19 protein-coding genes are annotated in these 24,313 nt (G+C 34.7%); 14 read left to right on the forward strand and 5 right to left on the reverse strand.

Going from position 1 to position 24,313, the window contains the following annotated elements:
- The first annotated feature begins 129 nt into the window (after window positions 1-129).
- The 7 genes from BTR34_RS12350 to BTR34_RS12380 all read left to right on the forward strand — a co-directional run bounded on the left by BTR34_RS12350 (window position 130) and on the right by BTR34_RS12380 (window position 5,850).
- On the forward strand, window positions 130-783 hold the full coding sequence (locus BTR34_RS12350; protein ID WP_068485871.1) for a hypothetical protein: 654 nt from the start codon (window positions 130-132) through the stop codon (window positions 781-783).
- Window positions 784-1,232: 449 nt separating this feature from the next.
- A complete protein-coding gene (locus BTR34_RS12355) occupies window positions 1,233-1,793 on the forward strand; it encodes a hypothetical protein (RefSeq protein WP_157483913.1) in 561 nt (186 codons plus the stop codon).
- Between the two features lie 438 nt (window positions 1,794-2,231).
- Window positions 2,232-2,801, forward strand: coding sequence for a Crp/Fnr family transcriptional regulator (locus BTR34_RS12360; protein ID WP_068485875.1), 570 nt, complete (start codon window positions 2,232-2,234; stop codon window positions 2,799-2,801).
- Between the two features lie 94 nt (window positions 2,802-2,895).
- Window positions 2,896-3,474, forward strand: a complete 579-nt coding sequence (locus tag BTR34_RS12365; protein ID WP_068485877.1) for an NAD(P)H-dependent oxidoreductase — start codon at window positions 2,896-2,898, stop codon at window positions 3,472-3,474.
- Window positions 3,467-4,303 carry a class D beta-lactamase gene (gene blaOXA, locus BTR34_RS12370; protein ID WP_394333953.1) on the forward strand — a complete coding sequence of 279 codons (837 nt, stop codon included), beginning with the start codon at window positions 3,467-3,469 and terminating at the stop codon, window positions 4,301-4,303. The genes BTR34_RS12365 and blaOXA overlap by 8 nt, the downstream gene beginning before the upstream one ends.
- 270 nt (window positions 4,304-4,573) lie before the next feature.
- Window positions 4,574-5,383, forward strand: a complete 810-nt coding sequence (locus BTR34_RS12375; protein WP_068485881.1) for a helix-turn-helix domain-containing protein — start codon at window positions 4,574-4,576, stop codon at window positions 5,381-5,383.
- A gap of 92 nt (window positions 5,384-5,475) precedes the next feature.
- Window positions 5,476-5,850 carry a VOC family protein gene (locus BTR34_RS12380; RefSeq protein ID WP_068485883.1) on the forward strand — a complete coding sequence of 125 codons (375 nt, stop codon included), beginning with the start codon at window positions 5,476-5,478 and terminating at the stop codon, window positions 5,848-5,850.
- Window positions 5,851-6,017: 167 nt separating this feature from the next.
- On the opposite strand, the gene BTR34_RS12385 is transcribed toward BTR34_RS12380, so the two are convergent.
- Complete coding sequence (locus BTR34_RS12385; protein ID WP_068485885.1) at window positions 6,018-7,364, reverse strand: Gfo/Idh/MocA family protein; 1,347 nt, start codon at window positions 7,362-7,364, stop codon at window positions 6,018-6,020.
- A gap of 26 nt (window positions 7,365-7,390) precedes the next feature.
- The gene (locus BTR34_RS12390) at window positions 7,391-8,323 is read right to left on the reverse strand and encodes a formylglycine-generating enzyme family protein (RefSeq protein WP_068485887.1); all 933 of its coding nucleotides are present in this window, start codon (window positions 8,321-8,323) and stop codon (window positions 7,391-7,393) included.
- Window positions 8,324-8,806: 483 nt separating this feature from the next.
- Between BTR34_RS12390 and BTR34_RS12395 the strand changes: the two genes are divergently transcribed.
- The 3 genes from BTR34_RS12395 to BTR34_RS12405 all read left to right on the forward strand — a co-directional run bounded on the left by BTR34_RS12395 (window position 8,807) and on the right by BTR34_RS12405 (window position 12,950).
- On the forward strand, window positions 8,807-11,434 hold the full coding sequence (locus tag BTR34_RS12395) for an MGH1-like glycoside hydrolase domain-containing protein (RefSeq protein ID WP_068485889.1): 2,628 nt from the start codon (window positions 8,807-8,809) through the stop codon (window positions 11,432-11,434).
- 82 nt (window positions 11,435-11,516) lie between these two features.
- Entirely contained in the window at window positions 11,517-12,329 is an 813-nt protein-coding gene (locus BTR34_RS12400; RefSeq protein WP_068485891.1) for a helix-turn-helix domain-containing protein, read from the forward strand.
- A gap of 75 nt (window positions 12,330-12,404) precedes the next feature.
- Window positions 12,405-12,950, forward strand: coding sequence for a cupin domain-containing protein (locus tag BTR34_RS12405; protein WP_068485892.1), 546 nt, complete (start codon window positions 12,405-12,407; stop codon window positions 12,948-12,950).
- 134 nt (window positions 12,951-13,084) lie between these two features.
- Here the strand turns inward: BTR34_RS12405 and BTR34_RS12410 are convergent, their stop codons facing one another.
- The gene (locus BTR34_RS12410) at window positions 13,085-15,904 is read right to left on the reverse strand and encodes a hypothetical protein (protein WP_068485894.1); all 2,820 of its coding nucleotides are present in this window, start codon (window positions 15,902-15,904) and stop codon (window positions 13,085-13,087) included.
- Window positions 15,905-15,932: 28 nt separating this feature from the next.
- Entirely contained in the window at window positions 15,933-16,793 is an 861-nt protein-coding gene (locus tag BTR34_RS12415; RefSeq protein ID WP_235843247.1) for a serine hydrolase, read from the reverse strand.
- Window positions 16,794-17,104: 311 nt separating this feature from the next.
- On the opposite strand from BTR34_RS12415, the gene BTR34_RS12420 reads away from it, so the two are divergent.
- From BTR34_RS12420 to nhaD, 4 genes are read left to right on the forward strand one after another with little or no spacing between them, the layout of a single operon-like run.
- Window positions 17,105-18,166, forward strand: a complete 1,062-nt coding sequence (locus BTR34_RS12420) for a pyridoxal-phosphate dependent enzyme (protein ID WP_068485897.1) — start codon at window positions 17,105-17,107, stop codon at window positions 18,164-18,166.
- Window positions 18,167-18,175: 9 nt separating this feature from the next.
- Complete coding sequence (locus BTR34_RS12425; protein WP_068485899.1) at window positions 18,176-19,249, forward strand: DUF1611 domain-containing protein; 1,074 nt, start codon at window positions 18,176-18,178, stop codon at window positions 19,247-19,249.
- A complete protein-coding gene (locus BTR34_RS12430; protein ID WP_068485901.1) occupies window positions 19,246-20,313 on the forward strand; it encodes a mandelate racemase/muconate lactonizing enzyme family protein in 1,068 nt (355 codons plus the stop codon). The genes BTR34_RS12425 and BTR34_RS12430 overlap by 4 nt, the downstream gene beginning before the upstream one ends.
- 11 nt (window positions 20,314-20,324) lie before the next feature.
- Window positions 20,325-21,629 (forward strand): sodium:proton antiporter NhaD, encoded by a 1,305-nt coding sequence (gene nhaD, locus BTR34_RS12435; RefSeq protein ID WP_068485903.1) that lies wholly within the window; start codon window positions 20,325-20,327, stop codon window positions 21,627-21,629.
- Here the strand turns inward: nhaD and BTR34_RS12440 are convergent.
- A complete protein-coding gene (locus BTR34_RS12440) occupies window positions 21,626-24,253 on the reverse strand; it encodes an MGH1-like glycoside hydrolase domain-containing protein (protein WP_068485905.1) in 2,628 nt (875 codons plus the stop codon). The two genes, nhaD and BTR34_RS12440, sit on opposite strands and share 4 nt — an antisense overlap.
- Window positions 24,254-24,313: the final 60 nt, after the last annotated feature.

The raw sequence follows: 24,313 nt of genomic DNA on the forward strand, positions 1-24,313 counted from the left end.
AGAACGAATATTTTTTGAAAATTACATAGAAGAAGGGTGTTGGGTTAAAATTTGGGATAACCCATTTTTATTTAGAAAGCATGATAGAATATGTATCTTTGGCGCACCATTAACTAAAGAAAATATTACATGTTAAAAAGAACACTATTTGTTGTCTTAGCTGCGCTTACGCTAATTTCTTGCTGGAAAGATAAAAGCCCTGAAGACCTTATTCGTTTAAAGGACAAATTCAAATCTCAGGTAAATTCATTTGAGAATAAAAAGGAGACCGCCAATAAAAATGTAAATCAAGGTTTGGAATCTTTAAATGCCTTAAAAAGTGCACTAGAAGATACCAAAAATGAGGATAAAGAATTTGCAAAGGTATATGGTGATTGGGAAAAAGTAGATCGTCGTGTTCAAAATTTGAATAAGGAGTACGGAGATTTAAAAGAGAAAGCTTCTAACCTGTTTACAGCAATGGAAACACAAACCAATAGCCTTAGTGATGAAACTAGTAAAAAAACGCTTTTAGGAGCTATTGAGAAAGCTCGTACCAAGTATAATGGAACTTTAGCCAATACTTCGCAAGCAATAGACAAATTAAGACTTCTGCATGGTGATGCTGTTGAGGTTGTAAAAGCCTTAGAAGTAGCTGCAGCGTTAAATTCATTTGATAATATTAATGACCAAATGAAAAGTATAGAAGGTCGTGTAGACGGTATTATGCAAGAATTGAATGTTGCCGTAGTAGAAAGTAAAAAACTATACGAAAAGAAAATTACCGAGTTAGGGGAGGAGTAGAATACCTACTATACCTATTTAATAAAAAAGCAGCCCGTATTTTAAAATACGGGCTGCTTTTTTTGTGGTTATTTAAGTGTTTAGTTGTCAATAGGTTGTGTAAGTGATGAATGAATTAATACGTTTTTAAACGCCTGTGAATAATACTATTGCAACATCATCGCAGCGCTATGACAGATTACATAGAACCGTAGGATAAGGGGTCTTTTGCCAAATACGACGCTTAACGGAAGAAAACAACCCAACATATCAAGTCACTATATGTAATTTATTCATAAAAATGTTTATTTTCTTAATGGTATTCATGTGTTCGCTACGCTCGGAAGGACCGCGCCATTTTATTCCCAATACCGTCGAAAACCAAAAAAGGTTTTCACTATATTTCCATAAAATAACGCGGACTACACATAGCGCTGCGTTGTGCGCAAGCCGAAAAAATAGACAGAGTTATGAAACATCTAATTGCTATTGCCCTATTCTTGTTCTCTTTCTCGGTAATGGGGCAAAAGTTTCATACTGAATTTAAGTATACTGATTCTATTAATAAAGGCATATCGATTCAGAATAGTTATCCAAAAGCTGGACAAAAATACACAGACCCTAATGGTAAGGAATATCGTTATGTTATATTTTGGACTTGTATAACTAATGAAACTAATTCTGACTTGGAAATAACTATTAATTTTCCTATTGATTCAATCACAGTTCCTTCTTCACCAGACGTAAATTTTAATTTATATTTTCCAATGCAAGAAATGACCATTGAAAAAGAACCCTTGTTCAATTACGGTTTAGATTTAAAATCATTTTTCGATGAAAACATTGATAAATCGTCCGAATTAGTAAAAACCATTAGCCCAAATGAATCGCATCTTTTTTATGTTATTGCACTTTCCAATAAAGGAGTAAATGGCGTGGTGCGAGCTGGATTTGAATTAAAAAAACGAGACCTAATCTATAAAATTAATGACTATGAATTCACTTGTGGAAAAATAACAAACAAAAAATAAACGAATTTGAACGGAAAGAGCGCGCAAAGGCCAGCGCACAACAAAGAACTGAGGTAAAATACAAACTATTTTTTCTTTAATTTTAGACACTTGTTTTCTAGGCTCATAAATTCTAAAATCAGATTCTTTGAGCTTTTTCTATTTGATTTATCTGCTGTTTAACAAGGCATTATTGAAACGTAAGTATAATTATATGGCTTTCTAGATTTTGCAATAGCAAAACGCAGTTTAAGTAATTTGCTAGTCACTGCTATAATTATTAGGACTTACTCATTCCTTAGTTCACGATTCGCTCATAAACTAATTTGCATATCTTGTTGTGTTTAAAGGGATTACTAAAACACATAAAAATAAATTTCAAAACTTTCAATTTCCCACTTTATGTAGTCGCATACGCCCTTATAGTGTTAAGGATAGAAAGGTCAATGATCAAATAATATGATAACAAATATATTAGATGTATTAGATTTAAACGGCAAACTAACTGATGAGCAAATTAATTTTGTACAGTCTAAAATTGAAGTTTTAGAATTAGAAAAGAACGAATATGTATTGAAAATAGGTCAAGTTTGTTCCTTCATTGGTTTTGTGTCCAAAGGTTTAGTAATGTTCTATAATATTGCAGATAATGGTGAAGAAAAAGTTTGCGAGTTTATTAAAGAAAACGATTGGGTATCGCAATACCAAAGTATGATTACTGAGACCAAATCTAGTATTGAAATTAAAACGCTTGAACCAACCACATTACTTAAAATTTCGTTTTTAAACCTAAAACTTATTTTAGATGAAATTCCATTGGTAGAGAAATCATTTAAACAGGTAATTGATAAGTTTTTACTAAAAATGTTGGAGCGGTCGCATAGTTTTCAAAATCTTAAAGCTGAAGAACGCTATGCAATTTTTGTAAAAGAGAATTCAGAACTTATACAAAGAGTTCCTCAATACTATATAGCAAGTTTTTTAGGCATTGCCCCACAATCTTTAAGTAGAATTAGGAAAAATAGTTAGTAGAAATTCATTTCTTAACAAATGTGAATGCAATTAAAAGAATGATGGTTCAATTTTACAGCATCAGTTTAATTAGCATTTAAAATACTTAGATATGAAAATAGTGATACTAAATGGGCACCCAGATAATGAAAGCTTTGGTTTTGCTTTGGCAGAAGCATATAAAAAAGGAGTAATTACTTCTGGAGCAGAATTTAAAGAGATTGTAATACGAGATTTAGACTTTAATGTAAACTTGCAATTTGGATATCGAAAACGTACGGAGCTGGAGGCAGATTTGTTAGTAGCGCAAGAAAAAATAAAATGGGCAGACCATTTAGTTTGGATTTATCCGATTTGGTGGGGCTCATTTCCAGCTATTTTAAAAGGGTTTATAGACAGAGTTTTTTTACCGGGTTTTGCTTTTAAAAAAGTTGAAAACTCTAAAATAAAATGGGAAAAGTTATTAAAAGGGAAAACAGCAAGAATTATATCTACTTTAGATCAACCTGCTTGGTATTATAGGCTTGTAAATAAGGAGCCAAGTACAAATGCTATGAAGAAATTGGTGTGCGATTTTTGCGGAATATCCCCGGTAAAAGTGACAACCATTGGATCATTACGACTTTCTGAAGATAGATACAGGCGTAAATGGCTAACAAAAATTGAAAAACTTGGACAACAGAATAAATAAAATGTTAACTGTAATATTATTACTATTATGTTTCTCTTGCAAAGAGCATAACTCAAAAGCTACCCAACAGGTATTTGAAAGAGATTGTACAGTAGTGAAATCAGAATTTCAATCCATTATAGATAGTTCAGATGTTATCGGGTCTATTTTAATTTTTGATTTAAATAAATCCGTGTATTATTCTAATGATTTTAAATGGGCAAAAACAGGAAAATTACCCGCATCAACCTTTAAAATACCGAATACTATAGTAGGTCTTGAAACTGGTGTAATTAGAAGTGACAGCACAATTTTTAAGTGGGATGGAGAAGAAAAATGGCTAAAAGCGTGGGAACAAGATTTAGTTTTGAAAGACGCGTTTCAGTTTTCTTGTGTTCCCTGTTACCAAGAAGTAGCTAGGGAAATTGGTGTTGATAGAATGAATGATTACATTAAAATTTTAAAGTATGGAACTTTGGATATTGATTCAGTTAATATTGATAATTTTTGGCTAGAAGGCAAATCTAGAATTACCCAGTTTCAGCAAATTGATTTTTTAAAGCGGTTTTATAAAAATGAACTTCCAATCTCTAGAAGAACATCTGAAATAGTAAAAAGTATACTGCTGATTAAAAATACTGACCATTATAGGTTAAGTGGAAAAACGGGTTTGTCTAATGTAAATGAGGATTATAATGGTTGGTTTGTAGGCTATTTAGAACAAGATAATAACACGTATTTTTTTGCCACAAATTTGGAGCCTAAAGGAAAAATTAATCTAGATTCGTTTATTAAAAAAAGGTTAGATGTAACAACTTTAGCTTTTGAAATACTTAATATAATTGACTGAGATATTTTAGTTAAGATTACAATTATAAAATGGTTTTTAAATAAGAAGTTCAATCTTCTGAATTAATGTTCAAAATATCAAGTCCTGTACACAGAAAGTTCGTAGAAAGCTACTTGTATTTAAACCGACTTCAAAACTGGAAGAAATAGGATTTATAAGTAATTATTTAGTGGTTGTAAACTTAGCTGATTTTATTTTCTGAATTTATATATTTAATTTTCGATACTCACAATAGCTTGCTTAAAGAAGACATTATTTAAAAACGAGCAAATGAAGCATCGTATTTTTGAACCACATAAAGATTTAGCATCATTTGTTAAATGCTATTGGACTTTAGAAATTCCTAAGGCAGAGACTCCCACGAAAAATACAATTGTTCCCGATGGCTGTATAAAAATGATTTTTCATTATGGGGATAACTACAAGCACCATACGTTAAATGGAGATAGTTTTATTCTTCCTAAAAGTTTTGTTATAGGTCAACTTACGGAACCCTATGTGGTGGAGCCAATGGGCGAAACTGCAACCTTTTTCGTTTGTTTTCATCCTAATGGTTTTTTGCCTTTTACAACGTTGTCCATTAAAGAGTTTGAAAATTGTGCAGTTGCTTTTAAAGATATGTTTGGCGAAGATGGGCATTTGGTATCGGAGCAAGTTTTAAAGGCAAATTCAACTTTAGAAAGAATTAGTTTTATTGAATCTTTTTTATTTAAAAAAATAGCTAGTAAGCATAGTATTGACCAAATCGTTAAATCTACGGTGGAAACAATTTTAACCGCAAATGGTCAATTTTCGGTAGATGTTCTTTCAAAGAAACATCAAATTCATCGAAGACAATTGGCGCGTAAATTTTCACTGAGCATTGGTTTAAGTCCAAAGCAACTATCGAAAACCATTCGCTTGCAAGCAGCTTTGAAAATGTTGTTAATAGAAGATGTTACTAGTTTAACTGGTTTGGCTTATGAAAATGAGTATTATGACCAGGCTCATTTTATAAAAGAATTCAAAGAGTTTACAGGATTAACTCCAAAAGAATTTTATGGAGATGATTTAAAAATGTCTTTAATTTTTGAAAGTTAAATTTAGCATTGTCCCATTTTTACAATTTTAAGGTTTCTAATCATTGCAATTTTGTAAAGCAATAAAGCAACGGAACTTAAATAAAGTAAAAGATGAGAAATGTAAATCCTGTTAACTGGTTTGATATAAATGTAGCGAACCTAGATAGAGCAAAAAGTTTTTACGAAACAGTTTTTGATATTAAACTTGTAGATTTTCCTATTGAATGGGGAAAACAATCTGGCTTTCCTTTCGACCCCAAAGGTTTAAATGTTACAGGTGCATTGGTTGAGAAAGATAATTTTACTAGAAGTGGAAATAATACTGTGGTTTATTTTGAGTCCAAAGATTGTATTACTGAATTAGAAAGAGTCGAGCAAGCCGGAGGTGAAATCATCAAATCAAAAATGTCTATTGGAGAATTTGGTTTTGTAGCCATATTTATGGATACTGAAGGCAATAGTATTGGTTTACATTCTATAAAATAATTTCTACAATTTTACGGATTCAATATCAATTTTAAAGGTTTAGATAAAGAACTTTTTAGTTTTCTTTTCTTCATAAAAAAAGCAATCTTTATACTAATGAACTAGTATAAAGATTGCTAAAATTTAAAAATAAGTACTCCTCGTATATTTTGTCCGTTTAATAATTCTTAATTCAAAACATCAGTAACACCAGGAGTAGGAATAGAATAGTTACCGTTAGCATCTGGTATGCTAGGCGGAGTAGAATCCCATGTAAGTTCACTTGGCATTAATAATTTTTCTGAAGCCATTGCATCTTCCCACGTAATTACTTTCCCAGAATAGGTTGCCATACGCCCCATAATTGCTGTCATTGTACTCATTGCTCCGTTTTCAGTATCACTTATAACTTCATTATTACGGATAGATGCAAATAACCTATCGTGCTCCACTTGGTATGGGTTAGGGTCATTTCTATTGCGGTAATCGAACAATTTTTCACCGTCAAAGCCAGTAATACTTGCAGCACCAGCATCGTTCATATCTATACTGCCTTTTGTTCCTTGAAAATTTTCACCAACTTTAGACCACGTGCCTGGTTGGTGGCGACATTGGCTTGCTATCACCGCGCCACTTGGGTAGGTGAATTCTACAAAGTGGTGGTCAAAAATTTCACCATGGTCTTTTCCAGTACGTACCAATCTGCCGCCCATTCCTTGTGCAGAAATTGGGTATTCCCCAATAAACCAGTTAGCAACATCTATATTATGAATGTGTTGTTCTAAAATGTGATCTCCACACAACCAATTAAAGTAGTACCAATTGCGCATTTGGTATTCCAATTCCGACTGGCCTGCCTGTCGTGGTCGTACCCAAACTCCACCGCTGTTCCAATACACTTGTCCTGATACAATTTTACCAACATCACCTTGCTTTATTTTATCTGCAATGGCTATGTAATTATTTTGATAGTGGCGTTGCAGTCCTACAACTACATTTAGTTTTTTCTCTTTGGCAATTTTTGCCATTTCTAATACTTTACGAATCCCAGGCGCATCTGTAGCAACTGGTTTTTCCATAAATACATGCTTTCCGGCATAAATTGCATACTCAAAATGATAAGGTCTAAAACCTGGAGGAGTAGCTAAAATAACAACATCGGCCTGATCTATTGCTTTTTTATAGGCATCAAAGCCTACATACTTATGGGCATCTTTAACATTTACTTTTTTAGTCCCTTCAAATTCTTTTTGCAAATTGAGAAGACTATTATCAAGTTGGTCTTGAAAGGCATCGGCCATGGCCACCAATTCTACATTTTCATCAGCTTTTAGCGCTTGATTGGCAGCACCGGTACCACGACCACCACAACCCACAACTGCGATTTTCAATTTTTTGTCATTAAAAACGTTGGCCATTGCGCTCATTTCTAATCCTGGTAAAAATAGTCCAGCACCCACGAGGGCAGTACTTTTACAAAAGCCGCGGCGCGAGTTTTCCGATTTCATTTTGGTTTTGTTGTTTAAATTGTTCATGTTGTTTGGTTTTAATATTTACGGGACTATTTGCCCCAATAATTGTTGATTTCTGTTTCTTTAGGAATAGTAGGGTCTCTTACAATGCGGAAACCTACAAATGGGGCATCGGTATTCCACCATTTGCTTTTTGGGAATTGAGGGTCCCTCATTTTCCAGTTTTCGTTAGAGCCTAAGCGTGCTGCACTTCGTAAATATTCAGCATCATCATAATAAGAGCCTCCACGTACAGATCGTGAGTATTCTTTCGTAGTACTATGTAATGGCGATTGCGTTATGCCATCTCTTGTCGTGTAAATTTTAGGCAAATATTCATCTAATGTCCATTCCGCTACATTACCATGCATATCATACAAACCCCAGGCATTAGGTTTTTTTTGCCCCACTGGGTGGTAGGTGTCTTGGCTATTCTCATAAGACCACCCAAATTCACCAAGTAGTTTAGGGTCATCTCCAAAATGGTAGGCGGTGTTAGTGCCCGCCCGAGCACTATATTCCCATTCTGCCTCTGTAGGTAGTCTGTAAAAATTTCCGGTTTTAGCGGACAACCATTTGCAAAATTGAGATGCTGCATATTGCGTAACATTGCCAACAGGTAGCCCTTCTCTAGTACCCATACCAAGACTCATATCAACATAAGGTATGGTTGCGCCAGAAATAGCATCCACTTCAATATTTATATCTGTGGATTTATTACTTGTATCAATGTCATCTATTGCTCTATTTACGAATAGATTGTAGAGTTCCCAGGTTATTTCATATTTAGAAATCCAAAATTCTTGTAATTCTACGGTGTGTTTTGGCCCTTCATCTTCCTTTCTTTTTTCTTCGGATGGAGCACTGCCCATAGAAAAGCTACCGCTTGGAATTCCCACCATTTCTATGGTTAAATTTGTACCTCCAATTCTTTGCGTAAAATTTTTAGGTTTTTCTTCTTGTGAATATGAATGTGTTATCATACAAATACAGAGAAGAACGTAAAGTTTTTTTAATAAAATCATATTTTAAATATAAGATTTTATCATGTAAAATTTAGGATAGGTAACATACTTATATCTATTTGGACAATAGTAGTTTTGAAAAATGTTTTTATAGAAATAAACTCAATTAGAAATTACTTCACTGCCGAACAAAAATGAGTTAAGGTTAATTTTATAACAAACCGTTATTGTATAAAAGTCACTGTCGTTGTATACTGCTACCAGTTTGATAGAATTATCTAAATTTTATGAAAATTTCATAAGCGAGCAACCCTAATTCTATGTAATAGGTAATACTATTCAATTGTATTGCACGTTAAACGATGAAATATTTTAACTTATAGTACTTTTGCTGCTATTTCGTTAACTAATATTATTTTGTTCAGCTTTTAAAAAATTAGAATAAAATAATTTAGGGTTTAATTCTTAAAGAATAATAAGTCATAATTTACTGCATACCGTATGATTCATAAAAATGCTGAGGAAGAAAGATTAGCAACAGAGGATAATTATAAAAATTGGAAAAGATGGGGTCCGTATTTAGCGGAACGGCAATGGGGTACTGTAAGGGAAGATTACAGTGAAAATGGATATGCATGGAGTTTTGTTAACCATGATAAAGCACGAAGTAATGCCTATAGATGGGGCGAAGAAGGTATTGGTGGTTTTTGTGATTCACGAGAAATACTTTGCTTGGCACCGGCTTTTTGGAATGGTAAAGACCCTATTTTAAAAGAGCGTTTATTTGGATTAACTAATGATGAAGGTAACCATGGAGAGGATGTTAAAGAACTTTATTTTCACCAAGTATCGACACCTACACATTCCTATGCAAAGTATTTATATAAGTATCCGCAGAAAAAATTTCCTTACGCCGAGTTGTTAAAAAAGAATGGGGAGAGGAGTAGAGAAGAGGCTGAATTTGAGTTGCTTGACACCAAGGCTTTTACAAAAAACACTTATTTCGATTGCTTTATAGAATATGCTAAAGAAGATGTGGGCGATATTTTAATGAAAGTAACGGTGATAAATAGGGGGGCTAAGACGGCTAAAATCCATGTTTTGCCACATCTTTGGTTTCGTAATTTCTGGAAACATAATGATCGTTTTGAACGACCACAAATGAAATCCATCTCAGATGCTTCGGTACAGAGCAGAAGTACACGAAATGGACGTTATTATTTTTATCATGAAGATGGTGAGCAACTGTTTTGCGAAAATGAAACGAACAACAAACGCATCTATAACGTACCTAATGAAGTAGATTATGTAAAAGATGGTATTAATGACCACGTTGTAAATGGTTTAGATACCGTTAACCCGGCTAAGAAAGGTTCTAAGCTTGCTGTTTGGCATAAATTAAGTCTAAAAGCTGGCGAAGAAAAGGTTATAAGAGTACGATTAAGTAAAAAGAAATTAGCAAACCCGTGGGGTAAATTCGACACAATTTTTGAGAATAGAATTAAGGAATGTGAGGAATTTTATGGTGATATTTTAAAGAAAGATTTGCCAGCAGACCAACAAGAAATTGCTAGAAAAGCCTTTTCTGGTTTGTTATGGACAAAGCAATTCTATTACTACGATGTGTATAAATGGCTTTTTGGAGGCCCAGGAGAAGCTAAACCGCATCGAAATGATTCTCGTAACGCAAAATGGCAACATCTTACGAACAGACATATAATTTCTATGCCAGATAAGTGGGAGTATCCTTGGTACGCTGCATGGGACCTTGCTTTTCATATGGCTTCTTTTGTAGAAATTGACCCTTACTTCGCAAAAGAACAATTACTACTTGTATTAAAAGAAGGGTATATGCACCCCAACGGACAAATACCTGCGTACGAATGGAATTTTAGTGATGTAAATCCGCCGGTACATTCTTGGGCAGTTTGGAATGTTTATGAAAAAGATAAAAAACGAAAAGGAAAAGGAGATACTAAGTTTCTAGAAAAAGCATATCAAAAATTATTGGTAAACTTTACATGGTGGGTGAACCAAAAAGACACCAGTGGAACTAACCTTTTTGATGGTGGGTTTTTAGGACTGGATAATATTGGGGTGTTTGACCGGAACCATATGCCCCAAGGTATAAAACGTATGCAACAAGCAGATGCTACCAGTTGGATGGCCATGTTTACCTTGAATATGTTTCGTATGACCATAGAGTTGGCAAAAGCTAATCCTATTTATGAAGATAGTGTTGCCAAGTTTTTTAAGCATTTCTTGAATATAGCTTGGGCCATGCACCATATTGGTCAAAAAGAAATTTCACTTTGGGATGATGAGGATAATTTCTATTATGATGTAGTAGAAATGCATAATGGTTCAACAGACCGTTTAAAAGTACGATCATTAGTTGGTATTATTCCATTATTTGCTGTTGAAATTATTCATAAAGATTTGTTCGAGGAATTAAAACATTTTAAGGTAAGAGCTGCCGAAATTGTAAGAACAAGACCAGACTTGGCATCATTGGTTTCTAATATTGAGGAGTTTAATGTGGACGGTAATTATCTGTTCTCTATTATGCGAGGGTTTAGATTAGAAAAATTACTTTATCGTTTGTTAGATGAAAAAGAGTTTTTGTCTGATTATGGCATACGCTCACTTTCTAAATATCATGAAGAACATCCATATGTTTTTAAGCATAATGGCCATCATCAAATTCAATATGAATCTGGTGAAAGTCGCTCCAATATGTTCGGTGGAAACTCTAACTGGCGCGGACCTATTTGGATGCCCTTAAATTATATGATTATTCAATCATTAAGGAAATATTATTCATTTTACGGTAAGGAGTATGTTTATGAGTTTCCAACTGGTTCGGGTATTAAACTGAATTTGAACGAGATTGCGAACGAACTTTCTAAACGACTAATAAAACTTTTTCAAGCAAATGGGGATGGTAAATTTCAGTACCATTCTGAGGACGTCAATAAGGTATTTACTAAAGACGAACATTTTAAAAATGAACATTTCTTCTATGAATTTTTTGACGGAGATTCTGGTAAGGGATTAGGAGCTGCCCACCAAACAGGGTGGACAGCCTTAGTTGCCAATTTAATTATGGAGTTGGAGCAGCATTCCTAAGGAAGAGATTTAAAAAGTTGTATATTGAATCTATTAAGGCTATTTGTGATTAAATAGCCTTTTGTTCAATGGATATTTAGGGATGAAAAACGATACTATAAATATATCGCAGATAGTCAAAAATGTATACCACTCTTCTAAGGATTTTAAATATGCGGTCTGCTGGATTAAGGACGAAATTAAAGGAATAGAGGTAAATAATGTTTTATACAAGAATATTTCTAATTCAATTTTTTTCCTCGATAATAAAGTAGATTGGAAACTTTATGCCGGGAAAAAAGGTATAAATTCGGGTTATTTATTGGAACTATCACCGCAAGTGCTAAGTAATCCCTTGTTAAGTAAGCTTCATATAAATAAGGTTAGACTATTTAATTCTGAAACAATTCCTTTGTTTAAATTGAGCCCCGGTATAGAAATTCGTACCCAAGCGATATTAGAAATGATTGATGAGCTTTTAGGTTCTCATTTAAATAATAAAGAAGATGCCTTGATATCGCTTTTAAACACCTTCTTTGTATACTGCGATGGCCAATGTAATATAAAATCCATTATAGAAAAGAATCATACGAAGGCAAACATAGTATATGATTATAAGCAATTAGTAGATAAGAATATTGTAAGATCACATGAAGTTGCATTCTATGCTTCTCATTTAAATATTTCCTCAAAATACTTGAATGAATGTGTTCAAGAAGTACTTCGTGTAAGTTCAAAATCTATCATAATTGAACAATTGTTGATCCGTTCACGACACGCTTTAAAATTCACCAATAAAACTATCAAGGAAATTAGTTATGATCTTGGTTTTTCTACGCCAGATTATTTTAGTTATTTTTTTAAGACAAATACAGGCGTCAACCCCTCTGAGATGAGGAAAAGTAGTAGTTCTTAATTTCAAAGGTAATACCGTGATTTTCACATTTTAGACAACTGATAATTTATCTAATTTTCAGAAAAATAAAAGATCATGGATAGAAAAAATTTTATTAAAAAATCGGGAGCTGGTGTCAGTTTCGCATTGTTTTCGGGTTTAATTTTCTGTAAAAGGGAAGATCAGGACACCTACAGGGTTATAAGTAATGACCCAAAAGTAATACGTGATACGGACGGTGATGTTTTAAATGTTATCGGAGATATACAGACCCACAAATTATTAGGTACCGAAACAAATAATCAAATTTTTGAATGGGTTGATAATGTTGAGCCCGGTGTTGGCATTCCACTACACGTGCACACCAAAGAAGATGAAATTTTTAGGGTAGTAAAAGGAGAAGTTGAATTAGTCATTGATGGTAAAAGTACTATTCTGAAAGAAGGAGATATTGCTTATGCACCTAAGGGCGTTCCGCATACATGGAAAGTGGTAGGTTCAGAAAAAGCCAAAATGATAACCTCTGCAATACCTGCGGGAATTGAATTTATGTTTAAAGAATTAGCACAATTGCCCCCTGGACCACCAGATTTTGAAAAGGTTGCTGAAATATGTGGTAAACAGGGTATTACTTTCATTTAGTTGAAAGATTAAACCACCTATTTTTTCTTATAATAAAAATTTGGTCAAAATCAAGCTTAAAGCATAAACTGTTAACGTTACTGTATTCTAATTAAGCTGTAGTACTCTTATTCATGGAAATATACTAAGCAGAATTACCGCGAATCGCTTATGGCGGTGAAAGCATCCAAAGCAAAACTTCTAACTTTTGGGTCAGTATCATTAAGATGAGATTCTACTATACCTAAATAACGCGGTTCTTTTTGTTGTGCAATAAGAAACAATACAGCTAGTTTAATTTTTAAATCATTGCCTAGTAAAAGCAGTCTAAAACATTCTAGCTCTGTAGGTATTTTATGTTTTATTTTTTGAAGCTCTTCTTCTGAAGATATATCTAAAGCGGTTTCTTCAATTATGGGTAGCAGTTTACGCTTTAATTCGCCCGTAAGCAGGTTATCTAAAAATTCAATGGCATTATGTTGTGCTTCCTGTTTCTGACTTAAAAGACCTTCATAAGCAATGGCAACATCATTTTGCTGGTATCGTAAGCCTAAAAGTTTAAAAATACGCTCTAAACCAGAATCTAAACGGCGTTCTAAAAGTTCTAAAAGGCTTGTGCGTGCGTTACGTTCTGCATCACCAATTTCTTTTTTAGATTTTGTTCTGTTTCTATAAGAGATAATTATTTGGGTATGCATAGATGATAATGTTTGATGATGCAACTTACACTCATCAAAAATTACAGATACCACCTTATAACGATTAAATTTTAACTGAGGATGTGATGCTCTAATAGCGCTTAATGCTCTTACCACTTCTAAACGAACGGTTAGGTCATTATCTTTTAAAATAGCTAATAAGTGATGTACCGCTTCTTTTGAGTAAAACGATTGCATCGCCATAGGTATAAAACGAATCACCGATAATGACTGTAACCTTTCTTGTACATTTTTGCGTAACAACGGTAATATATGTGGGCCATACTGCTTAAAAGCTTCAATTACAGCTGGTCTATATCTTTTTTGTTCTAAATAAGGAATAATATGTTGACCTAAAGATGGGTCCATAGTAGTCCCTATAGATTTAATAGTGGTCTTTACAATTTCCTCATTTTTGTTTTTTAAAAATTCTAACAAGGTATTGTGGTAAATAGGCATATTGGCAACGCCTAATATTTCAATAACGGTTTCGGTATAAGGTATATCCTCAATATTTTTTTTACTGTTGTCAAGCGCTTTTGAAATTCGGTCTAATAAAGAATAACGTTGCTTTAATGAGTGGTTGTTTTTAGCTTCCCGAGCTAAACAATATAATGCAGCCGATGATATTCGTTTATTGGAATCTTCTAAATACGCATCAAATACAAAAGATTTGTCCTTATGACTAAAACTTAAAATGTATGCTAGGGTAGCAATGGTTAAATCGTGGTCATCAATTTTTAATAGCTCAGACACTTCTGCCGTCATACTTTTAAAGTTCAAATAGTATAAGTTTTGAATAGCCGATAATTTTACTTTGTTACTTGGGTGGTCTAATAACAATTCTACATCTTCTGCAAAACGCCTATCGTTTATTTCCATCAGCTTGTCAAGCATAAAAAGTATTTGTTCTTCGCTACCTTTTTTAAAAACAGAACGCATACCTGCCACTACAGATTCCTTTGTTGTAGCTATTTTTTTTGTCTTTTTAAAAGAATTGGTGAGTAACTCTAAATTGGTTCTAAACGTTTTATAATACTCTATGCGCACTTTGTAGATAAAATACAACCAAAGACAAACAAGCACTATAATTAATATTCCAATATAAAACGAAGGGAGGTCTAGTCCGCGAACAACAAATATTAAAAGGCACCCTGCAATACCTGTGGCTAAACTATCTACAACGACATCTATAAACGATTTTGTTCTGTTTTTTAAATCGAAAGGTAATGGCAGTGTTAAAAGCTCTGAGGCACTTTTGTGAATAGATTGTTTTAGTATACCATCCATCGCTTTAATTACAACAACAGCAGACAACTCAGGTAACATTAGAAATAAAATACTTCCTCCAAAAATTCCCATAGGTAATAATAAAAGCGAAAAACCAACACCCCAAATACCTACAATTCTATGCGTAAAAAACAGCTGAATTACTAGTGATAATAGATTGAAAGTTGAAAACCAAAATGCGAAAAAAGAGGTGAGCTCATCAGCATCCGTTATGGCAGAAGATGCAAATTCACTAAACAGATAATCTACTAATTTAGCAACAACCACACTTACGGCAACAATGCTAGCAATGTAAGTAAGGTGTTTAGATTTTAAAATAAGCTTTAAAGGAGGCTCGGTATTGCTGGCCAAATTTTTATGCTTTTTTATGGAGCCATTCTTCTTGACTCTAATATGCCAAATTTTACGAAGCAGTGGGATACAAAAGAAAAGAAGTAAGGCGGCAACGAACATCAAGTTTTCATTACCAATAAGTGGTGCAAGAATAGAGGTAAGGTAACCTCCAAAAATTCCACCAATAATAGCGCCAGAGCCAATGAAACCAAATAGTCTTTTTGCCTCTCTAATATTAAAAACTAAATTCGCTAATACCCAAAACTGCGAGGCGGATAGCACCGCATAAATGGCAACCCAGATGTAGAAAAAGTATAATAATACGCCACTAACTACATGTAGCGACAAGAGTATTCCTAAACCAATTAAAATGAGTATTGAACTTACTATGGTTATTTCAATTACCTTTTTAAGAGGGAATCTAGATACTGCTTTTGAATAGAAATAGGAGGTGGTAACCGCTGTAATAGCAACTAATAAAAAGGCAAATGGTAATTGCTCAATGCCTAATTCTGATAGAAACAGCGCATTTACCGTAGGCTTAATAATAAGTAATACCGCAATGACCAAAAAAATGTAGGCGAGCATCCACAGAGATACTTTGAACTCGCCTTCACGAACATCGAATATTTTTTTTATGAGTTTTTCTACCATCAAGAAATGGAAATCGCTATTCCAAGACCTAAAGTACTGGCTTTTTTAACACTTTCTCAATAGGTTTTACTAAATCTCGTATAATTTGTTCGCCATTTGCATCATCTATCAAAGCAACTAAAATGTATCTTCTATTGTCATCTTCGCCCCAAACTAAAATAGAATCGGAGTGATACGTACGCCAAGAACCCGATTTTCTGAATAGTCTAGCATTCGGAGCAATCTGATCTAAAGTGTTAACAAATTTATGGTGCAACTCTGGATCTTCCATAATAGCCAACATTTGCTTAGACCTTTTCTGATTTACTAATTTACCGTTTGCCAATAAATAATAGTACCTACATACTTGAGTTACCGATGCAGCATGACTCAAATTTTTTAATGGTTCGCGATTGGTGTCTCCGCCGCTTCCGTAACGCTTACCTACCCATAATCCCCCACCTTTCTGCTCATCGTAGAAAGCATATTTAGGATCTGTCATAACCGCTTCTAACTTTTCATAACCAACACGGTCAATCATTCTAGTAGAAGCTGCATTGTCAGATTTACTAATCATAAGACGCATATCTTTTTTCACTTCAGAAGTTTCTTTCAATTCACCTTTTTCTATAGCATCCATTGCAGCTAATAGAATGGCAATTTTTGGTAAACTGGCAGCATACATCATATGGTTGCCATTTACACGAGCAAAACGAACATTTTCTGGGTTACTTAGGTCAACCAGACCCACAGCCATTTTCTTTTGTACGATAAGGTCGTTCCATTCTGGGTGTGATGTTAACTCATCTCTTAAACTGGTTTGTAACGAACTGTCAAGTAGTTTTTGTAGCGGTTTTATCTTCGAATTATCAATATGAAGTGGCAGCTCGTCTTGTGCATTTATTGTCATGCACAGTAGAAATGAAAAAAGGAAAAAGACTTGGGTAGATCTCATTGATTTTTGCTTATTTTAAAATGTATTCAAAATTAGGTAATGTACTGATTAGGCATATGTTAATTTTTGTTTTCTTTGAACAATGGGTAATTTCAACAAAAACGCCATTTCGATATAAAAGTTGTAAAATGAAGTGTTAAAATTTTAATTATTTTCAGATTAAATACTACCTATGTATCCCTTTTTTTAAGGTTTGGTTTACAATAGTATAAAAGAGAATATTAAATTAATAGTTGTATCTTAAAAAATGGATTATAAAGTTACTTATGAATCTTAAAGATGGTGTAAAAACTGCTGAGAATAAAGTGTCTGCTGAGGCACGTAGACTTAGTGATATGGTTAAAGATACTAGTAAATCTTTAGTAGACCGACTAGAATGTTTTGAAGACATTATAAGTTTAGAAGTAGGGGACACTGGTTTAAGCCGTGCAAAGACTTTAGAGCGGGAATTTGACCTTAGACAATTATATATTAAATATGAAGGTGATAACCCAACAGGCACCCAAAAAGACCGAATTGCATTTGCTCAGTTATATGATGCCTTAAGAAGAGAATTTACAATTGTTAGTCTAGCCACTTGTGGTAATTATGGTGTGGCTATGGCATTAGCCGCAGATTTAGCAGGTATGGCTTGTAAAATTTATATACCAGAAACTTACCATACGGATCGCATCGTTGAAATGGAAAGCTTAAATGCTGAAATTATCCGTATACCGGGTAGCTATGAAGATGTTGTTATGGAAAGTTCAAAATTAGCAACTGAAAATGGTTGGTACGACGCCAACCCTGGGGGTGCAAATACACCGTTACAAATATCTGCCTACGCATTAATTGCGCAAGAGATTTTTGAAGATTTGGGGGATGCTCCTAAATACTGCGCAGTACCAGTTTCTAACGGAACTTTATTTGCTGGTATTTACAGGGGCTTTGTAAATTTATATAAAAGAGGAAAAACTTCTCGTATTCCAAAAATGATTGCGGCATCTTCCTCACATAAAAACCCCATTGTTGAATCGTTCTTACAGGGTCTTGATTATTGTAAAGATTTAGATCCGGCGGCAATAAAAGAAACAAAATATAATGAACCATTAATTAATTGGCACAGCTTTGATGGGGAGGAAGCCTTATACGCTTTAAAAGAATCTGAAGGAGAGGCATTTAATATTAGTGATAAGAAACTGAAAGAGATGACCTCGCTTCTATATAAGAAGGAAGGGTTTCGAATTTTACCTGCATCGACAGCAGGTTTAATAGGACTTCTTGAATTAGATGAAAAAATGAATTTTGAGCCAGACCGTTTTGTGGCTGTACTCACTGCAAAAAATTAAATAAAATAGATGAAAAAAGTTATTGACGGTAAAGCACTTGTATATTGTGAAGGGGCGTTTAATACGCCTTATGGAAAAACTGCTCACGGCCTAGTTCGTTTTACCGAACGCTATGAGGTTGTCGGAGTTTTAGATGAAAAATATGCGGGTAGAGATGCTGGTGATGTATTAGATGGTAGACCAAACGGAATTCCGGTTTTTAAAGATTTAGAAGCTGCAATTATTGCGCTTAAAACTACTAATAATTTACCAAGCTATTTAGTAATTGGTCTTGCTCCAGATGGCGGGAGATTGCCACAAGTAGCAAAAGCAACTATTAAAGCGGCTTTGCAACAAGGTTGGAATGTTGATAGTGGACTGCACGATTTTTTAACTAATGACCCAGAATTGGTAGCATTAGCAAAAGACAAAAATGTAAAAATTAGGGATATAAGAAAAACTCCTGACCGTGACCAGTTGCATTTTTTTACGGGTGATATTGAAAAGGTAGATTGTTTAAAATTGGCTGTTTTAGGTACCGATTCTGCTTTAGGTAAACGTACCACAGCTTGGATTTTGGTCCATGCGTTCCGCGCGGCTGGTAAAAAGGCCGAAATGATTGGAACCGGACAAACAGGATGGATGCAAGGTGCCAAATATAGTATGGTAATGGATAGTTGTATTAATGACTTCGTTTCTGGAGAAATAGAGCATGCAGTTGTCAGTGCATACAATAATGAGAATCCAGATGTAATCGTTATTGAAGGCCAAGGTAGTTTAATGAACCCTGCCTATCCTGGCGGATTTGAAATACTAGCAGCTGGTAGACCAGATTATGTAATTCTACAACATGCGCCAAAGCGTTTAGAGTATGATGGTTTCCCTGGTTATAAAATGCATTCGTTAGCGGAACAAATTAATGCTATTCAGGTGATTTCTGGGAAAGAGGTAATCGCAATTACCGTAAATCATGAAGATATGCAGAAAGATGAAATTCTTGATGTATGCAAATCTATTACACTAGAAACAAAACTTCCTGCTTTTGATGTATTGGAGTATGGTGCAGAAGATTTAATTACCCTTTTGATGTCTAAACTTAAATGAGAATAACCAATATTTCTTTTGAGCGTTTAGATTTAAAATTATCTGACCCATATACCATCGCTTACGAGACCATAGACCGCACCAGTAATTTTATTTTAAAAATTGAAACGGATGGTAAATTTGTTGGCTATGGTTGTGCAGCGCCAGACCCTGTGGTTACCAATGAGTCTCCGGGTGATGTTACTGATGCTATTAAAAATATCATTATTCCGTATTTAAAAGGTAAGGACCCTTTTACCTATGCACTATTGTTGTTAGAACTAAAAGAACTTTTACGAAGAAGGTCTTCTGCATTGGCAATGGTAGATATGGCTTTGTTTGATATTATGTCGAAAAAAGCCGAGGTCCCTTTATATAAATTTTTAGGAGGATTTCGTACACATATGGCTACCAGTATCACTATTGGTATTATGGGCGTTGAAGAAACATTGGCCAATGCCAACGAATATGTAAAACAAGGGTTTACCATTTTAAAAATAAAAGGAGGTGCTAACCTAGAGGAGGATATTACCAAAATGAGGATGATTCATGAAAAACATCCAAATATAGAGTTGCGGTTCGATGGTAATCAAGGGTATTCCGTCAAAGAATCCGTGGCTTTTGTTAAAGCTACAGCTGCCATCGGTATTGAAATTTTTGAACAACCTACTAAAATTGAATCGGAAGAACGATTAGGCCAAGTTACGGGGCAAGTAAGTATTCCTGTAATGGCCGATGAAAGTCTAAAAACATTGACCGATGCTTTTCGTTTGGCACAGAATGAGCGGGTAGATATGGTGAATATTAAATTACAAAAGGTTGGTGGAATTTGGGTAGGAATGCATATTAACTCCGTCGCAAAAGCAGCTAAATTAGATGCAATGGTTGGTTGTATAGATGAATGTGGATTAGGTATAGCCGCCGGATTACATTTTGCGCTGTCGAGACCAAATATTGTTTATGCAGACTTAGATGGTCATTTAGATATTATTGACGATCCATATCATTCAGTTTTTAAACTAGAAAAAGGAATATTATACCCTACCGAAAAACACGGATTAGGGTTCTCTGAAACTAACTTTTAACTCACTTAATCATGTATTTAACTTTACTTGCTGTTTTTATTGTTGGATATCTATTTATTGCGCTTGAGCATTCTGTAAAAATTGATAAGGCTGCGACGGCCTTACTCACGGGTACATTGTGTTGGGTAGTTTTTATATTTGGGCGAGATGCTTTTTTAGCTAACATTCCTGGAGAAGAATCTATTCATTTTGTAACCGAAAGTCTGCGAGAAAATTTAGGAGAAATATCTGAAATTTTATTTTTCCTTTTAGGGGCCATGACTATTGTTGAAATTATTGATGCTCACGAAGGGTTTTCGGTAATCACCAATAAAATCACGACTACTAACCGTGTAAAATTATTGTGGATATTATGTTTGCTGACCTTCTTTTTATCGGCAGCATTAGATAACTTAACTACGGCAATTGTTATGTCTGCTTTATTACGCAAACTTATTCATGAGAGGAAAGACCTCTGGATGTTTGCCGGACTATTAATTATTGCAGCCAACGCGGGTGGCGCATGGTCACCAATTGGTGATGTTACCACTATTATGTTGTGGATTGGAGGTCAAGTAACCGCAATGCATATTATTAAAGAAATATTCTTACCTAGTTTGGTATGTATGTTAGTGCCTTTGGCCATTGTTTCTTTTCGTTTTAAAGGGCATATAGCCAAATCTACAGAGCAGAACACTGTTGATTCCCATGGGTATGAAGTAAGTAATTTCGATAAAAATCTCGTGTTTGCTATAGGTATAGGGGCCTTGTTATTTGTGCCCATATTTAAAACAATTACTCATTTACCACCTTTTATGGGCGTGCTTTTAGGGTTGAGTGTTGTATGGATTACCACAGAAATTTTACATAGAAACAAAACTATTGAAGAAAAGAAAACATTGGCTATTTCCAGTGTATTAAGAAGAATTGATACCCCTAGTATTTTATTCTTTCTTGGTATTTTAGTTGCTGTGGGTGCATTGCAATCTGCAGGACATTTAGGGGATATGTCTCGTTTGTTAGATGCTAATTTCGATAGTATTTATGCGGTCAATTCCATTATTGGAGTATTATCTGCTATTGTGGATAACGTGCCCTTAGTTGCTGGCACCATGGGAATGTACAGTTTAGAAGTATACCCGCCGGATTCTGATTTTTGGGAGCTACTAGCTTATTGTGCTGGTACTGGTGGTAGCATATTAATCATTGGCTCTGCAGCGGGTGTGGCGATAATGGGTATTTTAAAAATAGACTTTATGTGGTATGTAAAGAACATATCATTATTAGCTATTATAGGATATGTTGCCGGTATTCTAACCTTTATGTTAGTGAATTAATTTTCTAATTGTTCTATAAGGTTTGCAATCAAAGCGGTCCACCCTGTTTGGTGAGCCGCTCCTAAACCTCGTCCGTTTTCTCCATGAAAATATTCGTAGAAAAGTATCAAATCTTTAAAGTTAGAATCTTGATAATACTTCTCGTAGTTTTTGTTAATAGGTCGGTTGCCAGAACTATCCTTTTCAAACATTTTAATTAAGCGCTTACTTAGCTCATCACTAACTTGTTTTAGATTCAGTAATTTGGTGCTTCCTGTTGGGTATTCAAAAAGGAAGTCGTTACCACTATAGGTTTGGTATTCACGTAATGTTTGTATAAATAGATAATTCATAGGCATCCAAATAGGTCCACGCCAGTTAGAGTTTCCTCCAAACAGGGAAACTGTAGATTCTGCTGGTTCGTAGTCAATAGAATATTCAATACCGTCTATTTGTATTTTATAAGGTTTTTCGTGAATTTTAGAAAGGGACCGAATTCCATAATCACTCAAGAATTCCTTTTCATCTAAAAGGGTCGTTACCAATTTTTGCATCCTATCTTTAGGAACTAACGATAGTAGTAAATCGTCGCCATCTTCAAACTCTTGTATTACTTCGTACTTTAAATTCTCAGCGCGGTATTTTTTAAACCATAGAATACTTGCCTTAAATTTTGGAAATTTATCGAGCACATTTTTCTTAATAGTAAGTACAGCTGCTAAAGAAAGCATACCGGCTATAGAGCGTACTTTTATAGTTGTTGACCTACCGTCTGGTAAAATTAGGCGGTCGTAAAAGAAGCCCTCAATATCATCCCAGGTATTGGCCTTGTCAGTATCCATTTTATTTAATGCTTCTGCAATAAATACAAAATGCCCAAAATACTTGGTAGCCATATCCTCATAAGAGTCGTCATGCTCGGCAATTCGCAAACTTATTTCTAACATATTTAGACTGTACATGGCCATCCATGCAGTACCATCTACTTGGTCTAGTAGTCCGCCACCGGGTACACCATGACTACGGTCAAATACTCCAATATTATCTAATCCTAAAAATCCCCCTTGAAAAACATTGTTATCATTTCTATCCAACCGGTTTACCCACCAGTTAAAGTTTAAATTTAGTTTGTTGAAAATTCGTTTCAGGAATTTAATATCTCCTTCACCTGTTTTTGCTTTGTCAATAGCGTAAATCTGCAATGCCGACCATGCCTGTACTGGCGGATTCACATCACTAAAATTCCATTCATAGGCTGGTATTTGCCCGTTTGGCGACATGTACCATTCTTTCGTAAACAATAGTAATTGCTCTTTGGCAAAATTAGCGTCAATGGATGCAAACGACACACAGTGAAAGGCAGAATCCCAAGCGGCATACCAAGGATATTCCCAAGCATCGGGCATGGAGAGGACATCATGGTTTCGTAAAGTTTTCCATTGATTGTTTCTGCCTGTTAACCTTTCTTTTGGTGGTGGTGTAGTTTTATAATCTCCTTCTAGCCATTTTTCTACTTCGTAATTGTAATATTGCTTTGTCCAAAGTAAGCCTGCAAAAGCTTGTTTTAAAATAGCTTTATGTTCTTCGGAAGCTTTTGGAGCAATGTCATTATAAAATTGTGCGCACTCTTCTTGTCTTGCTTTAAAAATGGAATCAAAATCTGCAAAAGGTTCTTTAAGTGTAGCAGTTGTTAAACGTAATTGTACCGTTTTAGATTCGCCTCCTCCCAATATTTGTTGATATTGTGGAGCAAACTTGGTGCCCGAGTTATTTTTGGTTGCCAAATCATAATCGTTGTTACATACTGCTGTATGGAATAAATCTTTCTTAAACGGATGCTGATTTTCTTCGTTATAAACAACTTCCCTGTTGGTTTCATTTTCGGTAAACAATAACCTATCTGCTGCTTGAAAATAAAGATTGTATTTGCCAACATAAGGGTGGTCAATACATACGGAGGTGTCCTTACCATTTTTTACCGTTGCCATAACTGGCTTTCTAGACATTTCTTTAAATGACCAATGGTTACGTATAACCATTTGTGGAAGTAAAGTAATTGGGGCAGGTTGATTATTTCTGTTGGTTATGGTGATTTGAATTAATATATCAGTCTCATCACCTTTAGCATATTCCGTGCAAACATCGAAATAGGTATTGTCATCGAAAATACCCGTATCTAAAATTTCATATTCTAATTCTTCACGAGAGCGTTTTTGATTTTCTTCAATTAATTGTTCGTACGGATATGCCTTTTGAGAATACTTGTACAAATATTTCATGTACGAGTGGCTAGGCGTATTTTCTAAATAGTAATACAGCTCTTTTACATCTTCCCCATGATTTCCCTGCGGACCGGTTAATCCGTAAAGTCGCTCTTTTAAAATAGGGTCTTTTCCGTTCCACAAGGCAATGCTAAAACACATATTGCAATACCGGTCGCTAATACCGGCGATACCATCTTCTCCCCAACGAAAAGTTCTGCTTCTGGCGTGATCATGCGGAAAATAGTTCCAAGCATCGCCACCAGCGCTATAATCTTCACGTACCGTTCCCCATTGGCGCTCACTTAAATAAGGCCCCCATTTTAACCAATCTTTCTCATCTTTTTGATGTTGGGCTAAACGCTCTTGTTCAGGATTCTTCATAGCAGTTTTTATTGCAAAGCGCCATGCGCTAAACGCAAAACGCTATATTTTTTAGTTTAA

The sequence above is a fragment of the Maribacter hydrothermalis genome, from assembly GCF_001913155.1.
GTDB classification, from domain to species: Bacteria; Bacteroidota; Bacteroidia; order Flavobacteriales; family Flavobacteriaceae; genus Maribacter; species Maribacter hydrothermalis.

Coding starts and splice junctions, on each gene's coding strand:
- BTR34_RS12365 (WP_068485877.1), top strand. CDS start 2,896: ATGAAAATAGTGATACTAAATGGGCACCCAGATAATGAAAGCTTTGGT.
- nhaD (WP_068485903.1), top strand. CDS start 20,325: ATGTATTTAACTTTACTTGCTGTTTTTATTGTTGGATATCTATTTATT.
- BTR34_RS12415 (WP_235843247.1), bottom strand. CDS start 16,793: ATGACAATAAATGCACAAGACGAGCTGCCACTTCATATTGATAATTCG.
- BTR34_RS12405 (WP_068485892.1), top strand. CDS start 12,405: ATGGATAGAAAAAATTTTATTAAAAAATCGGGAGCTGGTGTCAGTTTC.
- BTR34_RS12410 (WP_068485894.1), bottom strand. CDS start 15,904: ATGGTAGAAAAACTCATAAAAAAAATATTCGATGTTCGTGAAGGCGAG.
- BTR34_RS12385 (WP_068485885.1), bottom strand. CDS start 7,364: ATGAACAATTTAAACAACAAAACCAAAATGAAATCGGAAAACTCGCGC.
- BTR34_RS12380 (WP_068485883.1), top strand. CDS start 5,476: ATGAGAAATGTAAATCCTGTTAACTGGTTTGATATAAATGTAGCGAAC.
- BTR34_RS12440 (WP_068485905.1), bottom strand. CDS start 24,253: ATGAAGAATCCTGAACAAGAGCGTTTAGCCCAACATCAAAAAGATGAG.
- BTR34_RS12355 (WP_157483913.1), top strand. CDS start 1,233: ATGAAACATCTAATTGCTATTGCCCTATTCTTGTTCTCTTTCTCGGTA.
- BTR34_RS12420 (WP_068485897.1), top strand. CDS start 17,105: ATGAATCTTAAAGATGGTGTAAAAACTGCTGAGAATAAAGTGTCTGCT.
- BTR34_RS12360 (WP_068485875.1), top strand. CDS start 2,232: ATGATAACAAATATATTAGATGTATTAGATTTAAACGGCAAACTAACT.
- BTR34_RS12400 (WP_068485891.1), top strand. CDS start 11,517: ATGAAAAACGATACTATAAATATATCGCAGATAGTCAAAAATGTATAC.
- BTR34_RS12425 (WP_068485899.1), top strand. CDS start 18,176: ATGAAAAAAGTTATTGACGGTAAAGCACTTGTATATTGTGAAGGGGCG.
- BTR34_RS12390 (WP_068485887.1), bottom strand. CDS start 8,323: ATGATAACACATTCATATTCACAAGAAGAAAAACCTAAAAATTTTACG.
- BTR34_RS12350 (WP_068485871.1), top strand. CDS start 130: ATGTTAAAAAGAACACTATTTGTTGTCTTAGCTGCGCTTACGCTAATT.
- BTR34_RS12430 (WP_068485901.1), top strand. CDS start 19,246: ATGAGAATAACCAATATTTCTTTTGAGCGTTTAGATTTAAAATTATCT.
- BTR34_RS12395 (WP_068485889.1), top strand. CDS start 8,807: ATGATTCATAAAAATGCTGAGGAAGAAAGATTAGCAACAGAGGATAAT.
- BTR34_RS12375 (WP_068485881.1), top strand. CDS start 4,574: ATGAAGCATCGTATTTTTGAACCACATAAAGATTTAGCATCATTTGTT.